The 17,226-nt window shown below is 72.3% G+C and carries 15 protein-coding genes, 1 pseudogene and 1 riboswitch; of the genes and pseudogenes, 11 read left to right on the top strand and 5 right to left on the bottom strand.

From position 1 onward, the window contains the following. From MBSD_RS09725 to MBSD_RS09680, 10 genes are all read left to right on the top strand, one after another. Window positions 1-640 (top strand): chromate transporter (locus tag MBSD_RS09725; RefSeq protein ID WP_187300625.1); only part of this gene is annotated, 640 nt, incomplete at its 5' end. A 45-nt stretch (window positions 641-685) separates the two neighbouring features. After that, window positions 686-770: riboswitch (Fluoride riboswitch) on the top strand. Between the two features lie 68 nt (window positions 771-838). Next, window positions 839-1,225: a fluoride efflux transporter CrcB gene (crcB, locus tag MBSD_RS09720; RefSeq protein WP_062537151.1), complete on the top strand. Its 387-nt coding sequence runs from the start codon at window positions 839-841 to the stop codon at window positions 1,223-1,225. Between the two features lie 14 nt (window positions 1,226-1,239). Continuing rightward, complete coding sequence (locus MBSD_RS09715; protein ID WP_237071781.1) at window positions 1,240-1,599, top strand: DUF190 domain-containing protein; 360 nt, start codon at window positions 1,240-1,242, stop codon at window positions 1,597-1,599. A gap of 13 nt (window positions 1,600-1,612) precedes the next feature. Next, entirely contained in the window at window positions 1,613-2,731 is a 1,119-nt protein-coding gene (cfa, locus tag MBSD_RS09710; protein WP_062537149.1) for a cyclopropane fatty acyl phospholipid synthase, read from the top strand. A 127-nt stretch (window positions 2,732-2,858) separates the two neighbouring features. Continuing rightward, window positions 2,859-5,102 (top strand): DNA topoisomerase IV subunit A, encoded by a 2,244-nt coding sequence (parC, locus tag MBSD_RS09705; RefSeq protein WP_062537148.1) that lies wholly within the window; start codon window positions 2,859-2,861, stop codon window positions 5,100-5,102. Between the two features lie 39 nt (window positions 5,103-5,141). Continuing rightward, on the top strand, window positions 5,142-5,417 hold the full coding sequence (lplB, locus tag MBSD_RS09700; RefSeq protein WP_062537147.1) for a lipoate-protein ligase small subunit: 276 nt from the start codon (window positions 5,142-5,144) through the stop codon (window positions 5,415-5,417). Next, on the top strand, window positions 5,414-6,196 hold the full coding sequence (locus MBSD_RS09695; protein ID WP_062537146.1) for a lipoate--protein ligase family protein: 783 nt from the start codon (window positions 5,414-5,416) through the stop codon (window positions 6,194-6,196). The genes lplB and MBSD_RS09695 overlap by 4 nt, the downstream gene beginning before the upstream one ends. Then, a complete protein-coding gene (locus MBSD_RS09690) occupies window positions 6,196-8,595 on the top strand; it encodes a penicillin acylase family protein (RefSeq protein WP_062537145.1) in 2,400 nt (799 codons plus the stop codon). Before MBSD_RS09695 ends, MBSD_RS09690 begins: the two co-directional genes overlap by 1 nt. Before the next feature lie 142 nt (window positions 8,596-8,737). Next, window positions 8,738-9,079: a hypothetical protein gene (locus tag MBSD_RS09685; protein WP_062537144.1), complete on the top strand. Its 342-nt coding sequence runs from the start codon at window positions 8,738-8,740 to the stop codon at window positions 9,077-9,079. A gap of 31 nt (window positions 9,080-9,110) precedes the next feature. Next, window positions 9,111-9,575: a DUF2231 domain-containing protein gene (locus tag MBSD_RS09680; protein WP_062537143.1), complete on the top strand. Its 465-nt coding sequence runs from the start codon at window positions 9,111-9,113 to the stop codon at window positions 9,573-9,575. 92 nt (window positions 9,576-9,667) lie between these two features. On the opposite strand, the gene dapE is transcribed toward MBSD_RS09680, so the two are convergent. The 5 genes and pseudogenes from dapE to map form a co-directional block, all read right to left on the bottom strand. Next, window positions 9,668-10,798, bottom strand: a complete 1,131-nt coding sequence (gene dapE / locus MBSD_RS09675) for a succinyl-diaminopimelate desuccinylase (protein ID WP_062537142.1) — start codon at window positions 10,796-10,798, stop codon at window positions 9,668-9,670. A gap of 375 nt (window positions 10,799-11,173) precedes the next feature. Further along, entirely contained in the window at window positions 11,174-11,533 is a 360-nt protein-coding gene (locus MBSD_RS09670) for a Spx/MgsR family RNA polymerase-binding regulatory protein (RefSeq protein WP_062537141.1), read from the bottom strand. 107 nt (window positions 11,534-11,640) lie between these two features. Next, window positions 11,641-12,624, bottom strand: coding sequence for a 2,3,4,5-tetrahydropyridine-2,6-dicarboxylate N-succinyltransferase (gene dapD / locus MBSD_RS09665; protein ID WP_425478103.1), 984 nt, complete (start codon window positions 12,622-12,624; stop codon window positions 11,641-11,643). After that, window positions 12,569-15,205 (bottom strand): annotated as a pseudogene (gene glnD, locus MBSD_RS09660) ([protein-PII] uridylyltransferase); the annotation flags it as partial. The gene dapD and the pseudogene glnD, both read right to left, overlap by 56 nt. 119 nt (window positions 15,206-15,324) lie before the next feature. Then, window positions 15,325-16,092, bottom strand: coding sequence for a type I methionyl aminopeptidase (map, locus tag MBSD_RS09655; RefSeq protein ID WP_062537139.1), 768 nt, complete (start codon window positions 16,090-16,092; stop codon window positions 15,325-15,327). A 346-nt stretch (window positions 16,093-16,438) separates the two neighbouring features. Between map and rpsB the strand changes: the two genes are divergently transcribed. After that, window positions 16,439-17,226 (top strand): 30S ribosomal protein S2 (gene rpsB, locus MBSD_RS09650; RefSeq protein WP_062537152.1); only part of this gene is annotated, 788 nt, incomplete at its 3' end.

The following is a 17,226-nucleotide window of genomic DNA, read 5'->3' as shown; positions in this document are numbered from 1 at the left end:
CGAGCGGCGCGCGTCGTCCGCCGCCCCGCCGGCGCGGCGCCGCCATGCGCTGCTCGCGCTCGCCGCGTTCGGCGCGCTGCTGCTCGGCCTGCCCTGGCTGGCCGCGCTGACCGGCAGCGATACGCTGGCGCGCGCGAACGCGTTCTACCGCGCCGGCAGCCTGGTGTTCGGCGGCGGCCACGTGGTGCTGCCGCTGCTGGAAGGCGCGACGGTGCCGCCGGGCTGGATCGGCCGCGATGCGTTCCTCGCCGGCTACGGGCTGGCGCAGGCGCTGCCCGGCCCGCTGTTCGCCTTCGCCGCCTATCTCGGCGCGGCGATCGCGACGCCGCCGAACGGCGTCGCCGGCGCGGCGCTGGCGCTCGGCGCGATCTACCTGCCCTCGTTCCTGCTGCTGGCCGGCGTGCTGCCGTTCTGGCAGCGGCTCGGCCACCTCGACCGCGCGCGGCGCGCGCTGGCCGGGCTGAACGCCGCCGTGGTCGGCCTGCTCGCCGCCACCTGGGTGTCGCCGCTGGCCGCGGGCAGCCTGCACCGCCCGCGCGACGCGCTGTGCGTGCTCGCCGCCTTCGCGCTGCTGGCGGCGCGCCTGCCGAGCTGGCTGGTGGTGGCGCTCGGCGCGGTCGCCGGCGCGCTGTGGCTGTGAGCGCCCGCGCGCCGGCTTGAGCGCGGAGCGAGGCGGCCGCTACCATCGGCGTCGGGAGATGGCATGCCTCCCGCCCGCGAGGGCAAACCGCCGACGGCGCGCCCGATCGGCTGATGATGCCTGCACCGCCGCTCCCGGCGACGCAGGCTTTTTCATGCCTGCCTCCGGAACGGCCCGCGCGAATAATCTGGAGGCACGATGGGCTTCACCGCATGGCTCGCCGTCGGCATCGGCGCCGCACTGGGCGCCTGGCTGCGCTGGTGGCTGGGCGTCCTGTTCAACCCGCTGTTCCCGACGCTGCCGCTGGGCACGCTCGCCGCCAACCTGCTGGGCGGTTTCGTCATGGGCCTCGCGCTCGGCGCGTTCGCGCACTACCAGGCGCTGTCGCCGGAAGCGCGGCTGTTCGTCACCACCGGCTTCCTCGGCGGCCTGACCACGTTCTCCACCTTTTCCGCGGAAGCCTCGACGCTGCTGCTGCGCCAGCAGTACGCCTGGTTCGGCGCGCACCTGCTGCTGCACGTCGCCGGCTCGCTGGCGGCGACGCTGGCGGGCATCGCCTTGATCCGCGCGCTGCTGCGCGCTTGAATGGGGAGCACCGCATGAGCGCCGGCCGGGACATGACCCACGAGGGCGTCTATCTGCGCTTCTTCATGCACGCCAACGCCAGACACGGCGGCATGCTGCTGCACGAGTGGATCCTCGAGCAGGCCAAGCGCGAAGGCCTGGCCGGCGGCTCGGTGTTCCGCGCCATCGCCGGCTTCGGCCGCCACGGCGTGCTGCACGAGGAGCACTTCTTCGAACTGGCCGGCGACCTGCCGGTGAAGGTCGAGTTCATCCTGCCCGCACCGCAGGCCGAGCGCCTGATCGGCATCGTGCGCGCGTCCGGCGCGGCCCTTGTGTACGCGCGCTCGCCCACCACCTATGGCGTGATCGAACCGACGCCCGGCCGAAACCCGTGACCGAGGAGGCGGCATGACCGAGGACAGCCTGAAAGCCCGTGCCCAGGAACTGCTCGCCCACGCCGGCGTGCGCATCGACGGCGACGCGCCGCACGACATCCGCGTGCACCAGCCGCAGCTCTACGCGCGCGTGTTCGCGCACGGCTCGCTCGGCCTCGGCGAGGCCTACATGGACGGCTGGTGGGACTGCGACGACCTCGACGGTTTCTTCTACCGCGTGCTCGACGCCCACGTCGACGAACACCTGAAGACGCTGGACACGCTGCTCGCGCACCTGAAGGCGCGCTTCGTCAACCTGCAGCGCGGCGAGCGCGCCTGGGAGATCGGCAAGGTCCACTACGATCTCGGCAACGACCTGTTCAAGGCGATGCTGGGCAAGCGCCTGGTGTACTCCTGCGGCTACTGGAAGGACGCCGCCGACCTCGACGCCGCGCAGGAAGCCAAGCTCGACCTGGTCTGCCGCAAGCTGCGGCTCGAACCCGGGCAGCGCGTGCTCGACATCGGCTGCGGCTGGGGCGAGGCGCTGAAGTTCGCCGCCGAGCGCTACGGCGTGCGCGGCGTCGGCATCACCGTTTCCGAGCAGCAGGCCGCCTACGCGCGCGAGCTGTGCGCCGGCCTGCCGATCGAGGTCCGCCTGCAGGACTACCGCCAACTGGACGAACGCTTCGACGCGATCTTCTCGATCGGCATGTTCGAGCACGTCGGCTGGAAGAACTACCGCACCTACTTCGAAGTCGCGCGGCGCTGCCTCGCCGCGGACGGGCTGTTCCTGCTGCACGCGATCGGCACCAACGAGGCGCCCAGCCGACCCGATCCGTGGATCGAGAAGTACATCTTCCCCAACTCGATGATCCCCGCGGCCAGCCAGGTGGCGGCGGCGCTGGAAGGCCTGTTCGTGGTCGAGGACTGGCACAACTTCGGCGCCGACTACGACCGCACGCTGATGGCCTGGCGCGCCAACGTCGACGCGGCCTGGCCGCAGCTCTCCGCGCGCTACGACGAGCGCTTCCGCCGCATGTGGCGCTTCTACCTGTCGTGCTCCGCCGCCGTGTTCCGCGCGCGCCGCGACCAGCTCTGGCAGCTCACGCTCAGCCCGCGCGGCGTGCGCGGCGGTTATCGCGTGCCGCGCTGAGGCAGCTCGGGCGCTGTTCGCCGCCGCGTTCGCCGGCGCGGCGGTCGATGGCTGAAGGCGCCGCGCGATTGCGGCACAATCGTGCGGCTCCCGGCGCGCCCGCCGCGCCCTCCCCCGACGCAAGCCGATGACCCTGCAAGCGAATTACGAACAGATCCCGCTGCGCCAGTACGCCGAGCGCGCCTACCTCGACTACTCGATGTACGTGGTGCTGGACCGCGCCCTGCCCTTCGTCGGCGACGGGCTGAAGCCGGTGCAGCGCCGCATCGTCTACGCGATGAGCGAACTCGGTCTGTCCGCCGCGGCCAAGCCGAAGAAGTCGGCGCGCACCGTCGGCGACGTGATCGGCAAGTTCCACCCGCACGGCGACAGCGCCTGCTACGAGGCGCTGGTGCTGATGGCGCAGCCGTTCTCCTACCGCTATCCGCTGATCGACGGCCAGGGCAACTTCGGCTCGCCCGACGATCCGAAGAGCTTCGCGGCGATGCGCTATACCGAGTCGAAGCTGACGCCGATCGCCGAGGTGCTGCTGGGCGAGCTGGGCCAGGGCACGGTCGATTTCGCGCCCAACTTCGACGGCACGCTGGAGGAGCCGTCGTGGCTGCCGGCGCGCCTGCCGCACGTGCTGCTGAACGGCTCCACGGGCATCGCCGTCGGCATGGCCACCGACATCCCGCCGCACAACCTGCGCGAGGTGGCCAGCGCCTGCATCCGCCTGCTGGACGATCCGGACGCTTCCGTGCGCGACCTCTGCGAGCACGTGCGCGGCCCCGATTTCCCCACCGCCGCCGAGATCATCACGCCGCGCAACGAACTGCTGGCGATGTACGAGAGCGGCACCGGCTCGGTGCGCGCGCGCGCGGTATACGCCGCCGAGAACGGCAACGTGGTGATCACCGCGCTGCCCTATCAGGTGTCGCCGTCGAGGATCCTCGAGCAGATCGCCGCGCAGATGCGCGCGAAGAAGCTGCCGATGCTGGAGGACCTGCGCGACGAGTCCGACCACGAGAACCCGATCCGCCTGGTGCTGGTGCCGCGCTCCAGCCGCATCGACGTCGACGAGATGATGCGGCACCTGTTCGCGACGACGGACCTGGAGAAGAGCTACCGCGTCAACCTCAACATGATCGGCCTGGACGGCCGGCCGCAGGTGAAGGGCCTCAAGCAGATCCTCGCCGAGTGGCTGCGCTTCCGCACCGACACGGTGACGCGGCGCCTGAAGCACCGCCTGCAGAAGGTCGAGCGCCGCCTGCACCTGCTGGAAGGCTTGCGCATCGCCTACCTCAACCTCGACGAGGTGATCCGCATCATCCGCACCGAGGAGGAGCCGAAGCCGGTGCTGATGAAGCGCTTCGGCCTCGGCGAGGAGCAGGCCGACTACATCCTCGAGACCAAGCTGCGCCAGCTCGCGCGCCTCGAGGAAATGAAGATCAACGCCGAGCGCGACGAGCTGGAGGAGGAGCGCGCGCGCATCCACGTGCTGCTGAAGTCGCCGACCAAGCTGAAGTCGCTGATCAAGGACGAGCTGAAGGCCGACGCCAAGAAATACGGCGACGACCGCCGCTCGCCGCTGGTCGAGCGCGAGGCCGCGCAGGCGCTGGACGAGAGCGCCCTGGTCGCCTCCGAGCCGGTCACCGTGGTGCTGAGCGAAAAGGGCTGGGTGCGCGCGGCCAAGGGCCACGACGTCGACGCGCCGGGGCTGAGCTACCGCGAGGGCGACGCCTACCTCGCCGCCGCGCGCGGCCGCACCGTGCAGCAGGCGGCGTTCATCGACTCCACCGGCCGCAGCTACTCGACGCCGGCGCACTCGCTGCCGTCGGCGCGCGGCAACGGCGAGCCGCTGACCGGCCGTTTCAGCCCGCCTGCCGGCGCGCGCTTCGACGCGGTGGCGATCGGCGACGCGGAGACGCGCCTGGTGCTGGCCTCCGACTTCGGCTACGGCTTCGTGACGAAGTTCGACACGCTGTGCGGCCGCAACAAGGCCGGCAAGCAGGTGCTCAACCTCGACGACGACGCGCGCGTGCTGGCGCCTGCCTACGTCGGCGATCCGGCGCGCGACCGCATCGTCGTCGCCACTACCGACGGCCACCTACTGATGTTCTCCGTCGCCGAACTGCCGGAGCTGGACAAGGGCGGCAAGGGCAACAAGCTGATCGAGATTCCGAAGGCCAAGCTCGCCGGCGGCGAGGCGCGCGTGGCCGGCATCGCCGTGGTCGCGGAAGGCTCGGGCGAGGTCACGCTGTACGCCGGTCAGCGCAAACTGATCCTGAAGTGGGCCGACCTGGTCGAGTACGGCGGCAACCGCGCCACGCGCGGCGGCCTGCTGCCGCGCGGCTTCCGCCGCGTCGAGCGCATCGAAACCACGGCGTGAACGCCCGACCGGCGGCCGTCGCAGGAGGACGATCGCAGCATGCACGGCGAATACAAGGTACCCGGCGGCAAGCTGGTGGTGGTCGACCTCGAGGTGCGCGACGGCCGCCTGGATGCCGTGCAGGTGAGCGGCGATTTCTTCCTCGAACCGGAGCAAGCGCTGGACGTGATCAACGCCGCGCTGACCGGCCTGCCGGCGACCGCGGACGAAGACGCGATCGCCGCCGCGGTGCGCACCGCGCTCGGCGCGGACGTGGCGATGGTCGGCTTCTCGCCGGAAGCGGTCGCGGTCGCCGCGCGGAGGGCGCTCGCATGAACGCGGCGCGCTCCACCTGGCGCGACCACGCGTGGCGGCTGATCCACGCCGACGCGCAGGCGCCGGCGCTGCACATGGCGCTGGACGAGGTGCTGACCGACGAAGTCGCCGCCGACCGGCGGCCGCCGACGCTGCGCGTGTGGGAATGGGCCGGACCGGCGGTGGTGATCGGCCGCTTCCAGTCGCTGCGCAACGAGGTCGACGCCGACGGCGCCGCGCGCCACGGCATCGAGGTGGTGCGGCGCATCACCGGCGGCGGCGCGATGTTCATCGAGCCCGGCAACACCATCACCTATTCGATCTACGCGCCGCTGAGCATGGTCGCCGGCATGTCCTTCCAGGAAGCCTACGCGCACATGGATGCCTGGGTGATCGAGGCGCTGCACGCGCTCGGCATCGACGCGCGCTACCAGCCGCTCAACGACATCACCGCGCCGGCAGGCAAGATCGCCGGCGCCGCGCAGGCACGCCGCGGCGGCGCGGTGCTGCATCATGTGACCATGGCCTACGACATCGACGCGGCGAAAATGATGCAGGTGCTGCGCATCGGCCGCGAGAAGCTGTCCGACAAGGGCATCGCCAGCGCCGCCAAGCGCGTCGATCCGCTGCGCAGCCAGACCGGCCTGCCGCGCGAGGCGGTGATCGCGCGCATGATCGACACCTTCCGCCATCGCCACGGCCTCCGCGCGGACGCGCTGCGCGCGGGGGAGATCGCCCGCGCCGAGGCGCTGGCGGCGGCCAAGTTCGCCGATCCGGCGTGGACGGGGGTGGTGCCGTGATGCGCTGGCTGCGCCGCGCTCTCGCTGCCGCCGCGGTGCTGGCGCTGCTGGCCGGCGGCACCGGCTGGCTGCTGCTGGCCGGCAGCCTGCCGCAGCTCGACGGCCGCATCGCCGCGCCGGGCCTGCAGGCGCCGGTGACGGTGAGCCGCGACGCGCGCGGCGTCGCGACCATCGAGGCGAAGAACCGCCGCGACCTCGCCTGGGCCACCGGCTTCGTGCACGCGCAGGAGCGCTACTTCCAGATGGACCTGCTGCGCCGCGTCGCCGCCGGCGAACTGGCCGAGCTGGTCGGGCCGGCCGCGATCGAGGTCGACATCAAGCATCGCCGCCACCGTTTCCGCGCGCTGGCGGAACGGGTCTACGCCGCGCTGCCGCCCGACGAGCGCGCGCTGGCCGACGCCTACCGCGACGGCGTCAACGCCGGCCTCGCCGCGCTGGACGTGCGGCCGTGGGAATACCTGCTGCTGCGCGCGCGCCCGCAGCGCTGGCGCAGCGAGGACAGCCTGCTGGTGATCGAGGCGATGTTCCTCGACTTGAACAGCGACGGCTACGACGAACGCGACCTGCGCCTCGCGCAGATGCGCGCCGCACTGCCGCAACCGGTGCTGGCGCTGCTGACCGCGCGCGAAGGCCTATGGGAAGCGCCGCTGCAGGGCGCGGCCAGCCCGCCGCCGTCGATCCCCGGCCCGGAGGTGTTCGACCTGCGCCGCACCGCGCTGGGCCCGCTGCCGGACACCGCGCGCATCGCCGCGACGCTGGCACCGGCGGAAGCGCGTCCGGGCAGCAACAACTTCGCCGTGGCCGGCGCGCTGACGGCCACCGGCGCGGCGATCGTCGCCAACGACATGCACCTCACGCTGCGCGTGCCGGACATCTGGTTCCGCGCGCGCCTGCGCTATCCGGACGCGAGCGCGCCCGGCGGCGTGCGCGACCTGAACGGCGTCACCCTGCCCGGCGTGCCGGCGCTGGTCGCGGGCAGCAACGGCCGGATCGCCTGGGCGTTCACCAACAGCTACGGCGACTGGGAGGACTGGGTGCGCGTGCTGCGCGATCCGGCCGACCCGCAGCGCTACCGCGTGCCGGAAGGCTGGGCGCGCATCGAGCGCCACGACGAGGTCATCCGCGTGCGCGGCGCGGCGCCGCGCACCGTCGCCGTCGAGGACACGCGCTGGGGCCCGATCCTGGCGCACGACGTCGACGGCACGCCGCTGGCATTGGCCTGGACCGCGCAGCTGCCGCGCGCGCTGAACCTCAGCCTGATGCGGCTGGAACAGGCCGCCGACGCCGACGCCGCGCTGGCGATGGCACCGAGCTTCGGCATGCCGGCGCAGAACTTCGTCGTCGGCGACGCGCGCGGCCACATCGGCTGGACGCTGACCGGCAACGCGCTGCCGCTGCGCGCCGGCTACGACCCCGACTTCCCGGCCGACTGGTCGCGGCCCGGCACGGGCTGGACCGGCTTCGCCGCAGCGGCGCAATACCCGCGCATCGAGAATCCCGCCGACGGCCGCCTGTGGACGGCCAACAACCGCACCACGTCGGATGCCTGGCTGGCGCTGCTCGGCGACAGCGGCTACGACAACGGCGCGCGCGCGCAGCAGATCCGCGACGACCTGCGCGCCCGCTCGCATTTCGCGCCCGCCGACCTGCTGGCGATCCAGCTGGACGACCGCGCGCTGTTCCTGGCGCGCTGGCAGCGCCTGCTGCAGGACACGCTGGCCGGCAGCGAGGAACCCGCGCTCGTCGAGCTGCGCCGGCTGACCGCGCGCTGGCGCGGCCGCGCGACGGTGGACAGCGTCGACTACCGCCTGGTGCGCGCGTTCCGCGACGAGGTGGAACGCCAGGTGCTGGCGCCGTTCGTGGCGCGCGTGCAGGCGCGCTTCCCCGATTTCGAACTGCCGCGCGAGCTGGACCGCGAGGCCGCGGTGTGGGCGCTGGTGACGCAGCAGCCGCCCTACCTGCTCGATCCGCGCTATCCCGACTGGCATGCGCTGCTGACGAGCAGCGCGCGCGCCGTGGCCGAACGGCTCGGCGCCGAGCCCGGCGGCCTCGCCGCGCGCACCTGGGGCGAGCGCAACACCGCGGCGATCCGCCATCCGCTGTCGGCGGCGCTGCCCGGCTTCCTTTCGCGCTTCCTCGACATGCCGCGCGAACCGCTGCCCGGCGACCGCGACATGCCGCGCGTGCAGGCGCCGGCGTTCGGCGCCTCCGAGCGCTTCGGCATCATGCCGGGTCACGAGGATCTCAGTTATCTGCACATGCCCGGCGGCCAGAGCGGCCATCCGCTCTCGCCCTTCCACGGCGCCGGCCACGAGGACTGGGTGCGCGGCGTGCCGACGCCGCTGCTGCCGGGGCCGGCGCGGCACCGCATGACGCTGCAACCCGCGGTCGCGCGCTGAACCTCGCCACGCGGCGAGGCCGACGCGGCGCGTCCGTCAGGCGCCAGCGGGAACCTTTTGCGGCGTGCCCGCATTCCCCCTTCGACAGCGGGACGCGCGCCTGCGCGTCCCGCACCTCGCCACCACCGAAGGGGGACCCGCCATGCTCAACTATGCCGTACTGATCTTCGCCGTCGCCGCCGTCGGCGGCCTGGTGCTCGCCGCCCACGTGCTGCGCGGCAAACTGGCGCCGTGGGCGGTGTCCGTCGTCCATGCCCTGCTCGGCGCCGCCGGACTGATCACGCTGATCGCGATGCTGCTGCAGGGCGGCGCGCCGGGGCGGCTGACCGCCGCGCTCGGCCTGCTGGTCCTGGCGGCGCTGGGCGGCTTCTACCTCGCCTCCTTCCATCTGCGCGGCAAGGTCGCGCCGAAGGCGGTGGTGATCGTACACGCCGGCGTCGCCGTGGTCGGCTTCCTGACGCTGGCCAGCCTGCTGTTCGGCTGAGGCGGCGCGCTCGCGCACCGGGGGCACGACCATGCGCCATCCGCTGCATCCGGCCTTGGTGCATTTCCCGATCGCCTGCTGGACGTTGGCGACGGCGGCGGATCTGGCCGGTCCGTTCCTCGGCGAGGCGGCGTGGCGTCCGGCCGGCCTGCTGATGCTGGCCGGGCTCGCCTTCGCGCTGCCGGCCATGTTGGCCGGCTTCTTCGAGTGGCTGAAGTTGGCCGAGGGCACGCCGGCGCTCGCGGTCGCCCACCGCCACATGCTGCTGGTGCTGGCTGCGTTCGCCTGCTACGCGGCCAGCCTGCTGCTGCGCGCCGAGGGCGCGCGCCTGCACGCGCCGGGCACGCTCGCGATCGCGCTCAGCGTCGCCGGCTTCGGCTGCCTCGCCGCCGCCGGCTGGCTGGGCGGCCGACTGGTCTACGAGTACGGCGTCGGCCGGCGCGCGCCGGCCGCGGACGCGCCACGCGATCATCGATCCGGACGCCGTCGCTCGTAGCGTCTGCGGCATCGAGGGTCCGTTCTCGCGCAAGCCGCGCGCGATCGCGCGTACCCGACCTCGGCACGGCCTGCCGCCATGCCGGGCGTCGCTCAGCGCATCAGCCGCTCGGCGATCGCCAGATACAGACCGGGCAGGCGTTCCAGATCGTCCAGCGCGACGTGCTCGTCGATCTTGTGGATGCTGGCGTTGACCGGCCCGAGTTCGATCACCTCGGCGCCCAGCGGCGCGATGAAGCGGCCGTCGGAGGTGCCGCCGCCGGTGCCGAGCTCCGGTTCCACGCCGCAGCGCTCGCGCAGCACTTCGATGGCGACGCGGCGCAGCGCGCCGTCGCGGGTGAGGAACGGCTCGCCGGAGAGATCCCAGTCCAGCGTGTACTCGAGGCCGTGGCGGCGCAGCGTGTCCTCGACGCGCGCGCGCAGCGCGTCGGCGGTGCTGGCGGTGCCGTAGCGGAAGTTGAACTTCGCCTGCAGCGTGCCGGGAATCACGTTGGTGGCGCCGGTGCCGCTGGCGAGGTTGGACACCTGGAAGGTGGTCGGCGGGAACGCCTCGTTGCCGTCGTCCCAGCGCGTCGCCGCCAGTTCGGCCAGCGCCGGCGCGAAGGCGTGGATCGGGTTGAGCGCCTTGTCCGGATAGGCGACGTGGCCCTGCACGCCGCGCACCGTCAGCATGCCGGACAGCGAACCGCGCCGGCCGATGCGGATCAGGTCGCCCAGCTTCGCCTTCGACGACGGCTCGCCGACCACGCACCAGTCGATGCGCTGGCCGCTGGCGCGGAAGTGCCGGGCGACGCGGCGCACGCCGTCGAGGTTGGTCGGGCCTTCCTCGTCGCTGGTCAGCAGCAGCGCGACGGTGCCGGGGTGCCGCGGATGCGCCGCGGCGAAGGCCTCCAGCGCCAGCGTCATCGCCGCCACCGCGCCCTTCATGTCGGCGGCGCCGCGGCCGTACAGACGGCCGTCGCGCAACGTCGGCTCGAACGGCGGCGAGGCCCACGCGTCTTCCGGCCCGCTCGGCACCACGTCGGTGTGGCCGAGGAACACCAGCACCGGCCCGCCCTCGCCGTGCGTGGCCCACAGGTTGTCCACCTCGCCGTAGCGCAGATGCGCGCAGCGGAAGCCGGCGCGGGTCAGCCGCGCGGCCAGCAGCGCCTGGCAGCCGGCATCGTCCGGCGTCAGCGAACGGCGGCGGATCAGGTCGCGGGTGAGGTCGAGGATGTCGGACATGGGTCGGGGGGCGGGAGATGGGAGACGCGGGAGAGCATGCGGAGGCGATGTGCAGAGGTCAAAAGTCAAAGGTCAAATGGAGATGGGCAACGGGAGAAGGGGGCCGGGAGGGGAGGAGGCATGTGCGGAGGCTCGGGTCTCCGTTCGCCCTGGGCGTAGCGAAGCGGAGTCGAAGGGCGTTGCGAACATCCCTCGACTTCCGCCTCATCCATGCGTCGCCGAGCGGCTCGGGGAAACCCCCTCACGCACAAAAATTCAGACAGCCCCGGGGCGTTGCGAAGGTCCTTCGACTTCGGCCCTGCGGGCCTACGCTCAGGACGAACGGCTCTCTTCTCCCGCCCTCCGTCTCCCGCCTTCCATCTCCCTTCTCCCACCTCACTTCCCGAACAGCCGCTTGTACCCGTTGTCGCTGAAACCGATATGCACGCGGCCGTCTTCCAGCACGACGACGGGGCGCCGCACCAGCGCGGGGTGTTCCTTGATCAGCAGCGTCCACTCCGGATCGCTGCCGGGGTTCTTGCGCTGTGGCAGCAGGTTGCGCCAGGTCGGACCGCTCTTGTTGACCAGCTTCTCCCAGCCGCCGACCTGCCTGGCCCAGTCCTTCAGCGTCTCCGCCGGCACCCGCTGCTCGCGGTAGTCGACGAAGGCGTGCTCGACGCCGAAGCGCGCCAGCCAGTTGCGCGCCTTGCGGCAGGTATCGCATTTCTCCAGACCGTAAAGCGTCACTCCGCCCATCGTGTGGCTCCGTGCAAAAGCTCGTTGGACGCGGCTGCGCGCCGATCAACGCGGATCGATCGCGGCCATCCTTCCGTGTTCGTCCGCCCCAGCCGCGTCAGGAAAATCTACTCGGCCCCGCGCAAAAGCTCGTTGATGCCGGTCTTGGCGCGCGTCTTCGCGTCGACCCGCTTGACGATCACCGCCGCGTACAGGCTGTGCGAACCGTCCTTCGCCGGCAAGCTGCCGGCGACGACGACGCTGCCCGCGGGCACGCGGCCGTAGCTCACCGTGCCGGTGGCGCGGTCGTAGATGCGCGTGCTCTGCCCGAGGAACACGCCCATGCCGATCACGCTGCCGCGCTCGACCACCACGCCCTCGACCACCTCCGAGCGCGCGCCGATGAAGCAGTCGTCCTCGATGATGGTGGGGTTGGCCTGCAGCGGCTCCAGCACGCCGCCGATGCCGACGCCGCCGGAGAGGTGCACGTTGGCGCCGATCTGCGCGCAGGAGCCGACCGTGGCCCAGGTGTCGACCATGGTGCCCGGCCCGACGTAGGCGCCGATGTTGACGTAGCTCGGCATCAGCACGGCATCGCGCGCCACGTGCGCGCCGCGGCGCACCAGCGCGCCGGGCACGATGCGCGCGCCGAGGCCGCGCAGCGTCGCCTCGTCGGCGCCGGCGAAGCGCAGCGGCACCTTGTCCCAGGCCGCCATCGGGCCGCCGTCCATCGCGCGATTGGCGCTGACGCGGAAGTACAGCAGCACCGCCTTCTTCAGCCACTGGTGCACGCGCCAGCCGCCGGCGCCATCGGGTTCGGCGACGCGGCGCTCGCCGCGCTCCAGCAACTCCAGCACGCGCTCCAGCGCGGGGCGCAGGCGGGTGTCGATCTCGGTCTGGCCGAGGTCGGCACGCCGCTCCCAGGCGTCGTCGATCAGGCGCTCAAGTTCCTGCATGGTGTTCTTTCGCTTGTGGGGTGGTGTCGCCGCCGATGCGCCGCAGCAGCGCGGCGCGCAGCGCCTCGCGCGCGGGTTCGGCCAGCGGGCGGTCGCGTGCGTCGGTGATGCGGAAGAAGTCCTCGACCCGCTCGCCGAACGTGGCGATGCGCGCATCATGCACGCGCATGCCGGCGTCGCGGAAGGCCTGCGCCACCGCGGCCAGCAGGCCCGGGCGGTCGGTGCAGACCAGCGCGAGCTGGGTGCGGCCGTCGGCGCCGTCGCCGAACTCGATGCGCGGCGTCATCTGGAAATGGCGCAGCTGGCGCGACAGCCCGCGCCGCGCCAGCTGCACGCGGTACGGCGTCTGCGCCAGCGCGCGCAGCAGCGCCTCGCGCAGTTCGGCCGCGCGCTCGACGCCGGCCGGCGCCTGCGTGTCGGTCTCCAGCAGCAGGAAGGTGTCCAGCGCCACGCCGCGCTTCGAGGACAGCACGCGCGCCTCCACCACCGAGAAGCGCAGCCGGTCCAGCGTGGCGGTGATCGCGGCGAACAGGCCCTCGCGGTCGGGCGCGTAGACGAACAGCTCGGTGCAGCCGCGCACCGACAGCGGATGCACGGCCACCAGCGGCGCATCGCCGCGGCCCTCGCGCAGCACCGCCGCGGTCTGCCAGGCGATCTGCTCCGGGCGATGGCGCAGGAAGCTCTCGTCGGGGAACTCGGCCCAGGCGCGCGCGACGGCATCGGCGGCGAAGCCTTCGGTCGACAGCAGCGCCAGCGCGCGCTCGCGGCACTCGCGCACGCGCGCCTCGGCGTGCGGTGGCCGCGCCAGGTCGCCGCGCAGCGCGTAGCGCGCAGCGACGTAGAGGTCGGCCAGCAGGCGGTCCTTCCAGGCGTTCCACAGCCTGGGGCTGGTGCCGGCGATGTCGGCGATGGTCAGCAGGTACAAATGGTCGAGCCGCTCCCAGTCCTCGACCTGCGCGGCGAAGCGGTGCACCACGTCGGGATCGGTGATGTCCTGGCGTTGCGCGGTGACGCTCATCAGCAGGTGCCAGCGCACCAGCCAGGCGACCAGGTCGATGTCGGCCTCGGCCAGGCCGAGCTTGGCGCAGAACGCGCGCGCTTCCCGCTCGCCGAGCTGCGAGTGGTCGCCGCCGCGGCCCTTGGCGATGTCGTGGAACAACGCGGCGAGCAGCAGCAGCTCCGGCTTCGCCAGCCCGGCCCACACCTCGCAGGCGATGGGGAATTCGCGCCGCATGGCGGGATCGGCGAAGCGCGCGACGTTGCGCAGCACGCGCAGGGTGTGCTCGTCGACCGTGTAGACGTGGAACAGGTCGTACTGCATGCGCCCGACCACGTGGCCGAACGCCGGCAGCACGGCGGCCAGCACGCCGTGGCGGTTCATGCGCGCCAGCGCCTCCACCGCCGGCGCGCCGCGCATGAGCAGCGCGCGCAGCGCGGCCAGCACGTAGCGGTCGTCGGCGAGCGCGGCGCCGTGGCGCGCCAGCGCCTGCTGCATGCGGCGCATGGTGTCGGCGCTGAGGCCCTTCAGCCCGGGATGGTCGAGCAGCACGGCGAAGGCGCCGACCAGCGCCTGCGGGCGGCGCAGGAACAGATCGGGCGTGGCGGCTTCCAGCCGTCCGCCCAGCGCGACGAAATCCTGGTCGATCGGCTGCGCCGGCGCGAGCGGCGGTTCCAGCAGCTCGTCGAAGCGCTCCAGCAACTGCGTGCCCAGGCGCTCCACCGTCTGCGCGGCGCGATAGTAGGCCTGCATGCACTGCTCGACGCCGAGATTCTGCGCGTGCTCGTCGACGTAACCGAGGCGCGCGGCCAGCGCACGCTGGAAGTCGAACAGCAGGCGTTCCTCGGCGCGTCCCGCCTCGAGGTGCAGCGCATAGCGCGTGCGCTGCAGCGTGGCCTCGGCCGCGGCCAGCGCGGCGACTTCGGCGGGATCGAGCAGGCCGGCGGCGGCCAGCGCCTCGAAGCTGCCGGCGCCGACGATGCGCCGGCCCAGCCAGCGCATCAGGTCGAGCGTGCGCAGACCGCCGGGGCCGTCCTTCAGGTTGGGTTCGAGGTTGTAGGCGGTGTCGTCGAAGCGCGCGTGGCGCTCGGCCTGGTCCTCGCGCTTGGCGGCGAGGTAGGCGGCGGGCGGCCACAGCACGGGATCGTCGACGATCGCCGCCAAGACGCCGGTCAGCGCCGGGTCGCCGCACAGCCGGCGCGCGTCCAGCAGGCTGGTGTAGACACTGACGTCGGCGGCGGCCAGCGCGCGGCACTGCGCGGGGTCGCGCACCGCGTGGCCGGGCTTCAGGCCGAGATCCCACAGGCAGGCGAACAGCGCCTCCAGCGCGCGCGCCTGCGCCGCGGCGGCGGCCGGCGTCGCCAGCGCCAGCAGGTCGACGTCGGAGTGCGGGAACAGCAGGCCGCGGCCGAAGCCGCCGACGGCGAACAGCGCCGCGCCCTCCGGCTCGCCCAGGCAGGCGGTCCAGACGTGGCCGACGATGCGCTCCACCGCCTCGCCGCGCCGCCGCGCCAGCGCCGCCGCCGGCACGCCATCGGCGAAGGCGTTGGCCAGCGCGCGGTCGACGTCGCCGAGCAACTGACGCAGCGCGAGCCGCGCGTCGGCGGAGACGCCCGAACGCGGCAGCGCGGCCGGCAGGCGCGGCAGCGGCGGCAGGTCGGAGGCGCGGGCGGATGGGGTGAACACGTCGCTCCTGGGCCGGGAGTGGGGAGTGGGGAAAGCGTAACTACTCGCCGTCATTCCGGCGCATGCCGGTATGACGGGAGACATCGCAGCGCCAGCGCCTCCCCTGCCCTGCCCGCGCCTTCTTCTACTCCCTACTCCCTACTCCCTACTCCCTACTCCCCAGCTCCCGATCCTCACGCCGCCTGCGGCCAGGGCGTCAGGATCTCGTAGCCGTCGTCGGTGACGGCGATGGTGTGCTCCCACTGCGCCGACAGCGAGTGGTCCTTGGTGACCACCGTCCAGCCGTCCGGCAGCAGGCGGGTGTGCGGCTTGCCGGCATTGACCATCGGCTCGATGGTGAAGGTCATGCCCTTCTGCAGGCGCAGGCCGGTGCCGGGCCGGCCGTAGTGCAGCACCTGCGGGTCCTCGTGGTAGATCGTGCCGATGCCGTGACCGCAGTACTCGCGCACCACCGAGAAGCCGGCCGCCTCGACGTGCCGCTGGATGGCGTGGCCGATGTCGCCCAGGGTCGCCCCGGGGCGCACCTGCTCGATGCCGCGGTGCATCGCCTCCAGGGTGGTGTCGACCAGGCGCCGGGCCAGCGTCGACGGCGTGCCGACGAAGTACATGCGGCTGGTGTCGCCGTGCCAGCCGTCCTTGATGACGGTGACGTCGATGTTGACGATGTCGCCGTCCTTCAGCACCTTGGTCGGACTGGGGATGCCGTGGCAGATCACGTGGTTGACCGAGGTGCACAGGGTCTTCGGGAAGCCGCGGTAGCCGACGTTGGCCGGCACCGCCTTCTGCACCTTGACGATGTGCTCGTAGGCGATGCGGTCGAGATCCTCGGTGGTCACCCCCGGCTTGACGTGCTCGGCCAACAGCTCGAGCACCTCCGCGGCCAGGCGGCCGGCGGTGCGCATCTTTTCGATCTGTTCGGGGGTCTTCAGGGTCACGGGCATGGCGTTCCGGATGTGGCGGCGACCGCAAGCGGAGCCAAGGCTTGTGGCGCCGGCGACCTGCAGGCTACAATTTTAAGGATTTGCACGACAGCCGCGTAAGTGGCTGCGCGCGAAGCAGAACGCGAGGATACCCGCCGCGGCGGCGCCTCGCACGGTGCGCAAGCACCTCATTCCGCACACGCATCGGCACCGTCTTCGGGGTGCCCCGCCACCCAATCGGGAAGGTCGTCCGCTCGCCAGGCGAGATCACGACGTCCGGATTTGGCGACGGGGTCGAAGCCGGGGATGCGTGGAGGTCCAACCCCTGGGCGCGCCCACGGCCGCCCGAACAGTCAGGAGTTCCACCATGCCTCAGGTCACCATGCGCCAGATGCTCGAAGCTGGCGTCCACTTCGGCCACCAGACCCGCTACTGGAACCCGAAGATGGAGCCGTACATCTTCGGCGCGCGCGGCAAGATCCACATCATCAACCTCGAGAAGACGCTGCCGCTCTTCACCGACGCGATGAACTATCTCTCCGGCCTGGCGCAGAAGCGCGGCACGGTGCTGTTCGTCGGCACCAAGCGCTCGGCGCGCGAGGCCATCCAGGAAGAGGCCACCCGCTGCGGCATGCCCTACGTCGCGCAGCGCTGGCTGGGCGGCATGCTCACCAACTTCCGCACCGTCAAGCAGTCGGTGGCGCGCCTGAAGGAACTCGAAGCCGCCGAAACCGACGGCACCTTCGACAAGCTGGTCAAGCACGAAGTGCTGGCGCTGCGCCGCGAACGCGACAAGCTGGAGAAGTCGCTGGGCGGCATCAAGGAGATGAACAGCCTGCCCGACGCGCTGTTCGTCATCGACATCGGCCACGAGAACATCGCCGTGCTGGAGGCGAAGAAGCTCGGCATCCCGGTGGTGGCGGTGGTCGACACCAACTACGACCCGTCGCTGGTCGACTACGCCATTCCGGGCAACGACGACGCCATCCGTGCGGTGCAGCTGTACGTGCGCGCCGCCGCCGACGCCATCCTCGAGGGCAAGGCCGCCGCGCCGGACATCGCCCAGGGCGCGGCCGACGAGTTCGTCGAGCTGGATGCCGAGGGCAACCCCATCGCCAAGGACGCGGACAGCGCGCGCCGCGAGCGCAAGCCCAG

It is taken from the genome of Mizugakiibacter sediminis (genome assembly GCF_000953855.2).
Taxonomy (GTDB): domain Bacteria; phylum Pseudomonadota; class Gammaproteobacteria; order Xanthomonadales; family Rhodanobacteraceae; genus Mizugakiibacter; species Mizugakiibacter sediminis.
The sequence above is the reverse complement of the archived record's forward strand: the minus strand, read 5'-3'. Positions and strand labels throughout refer to the sequence as shown.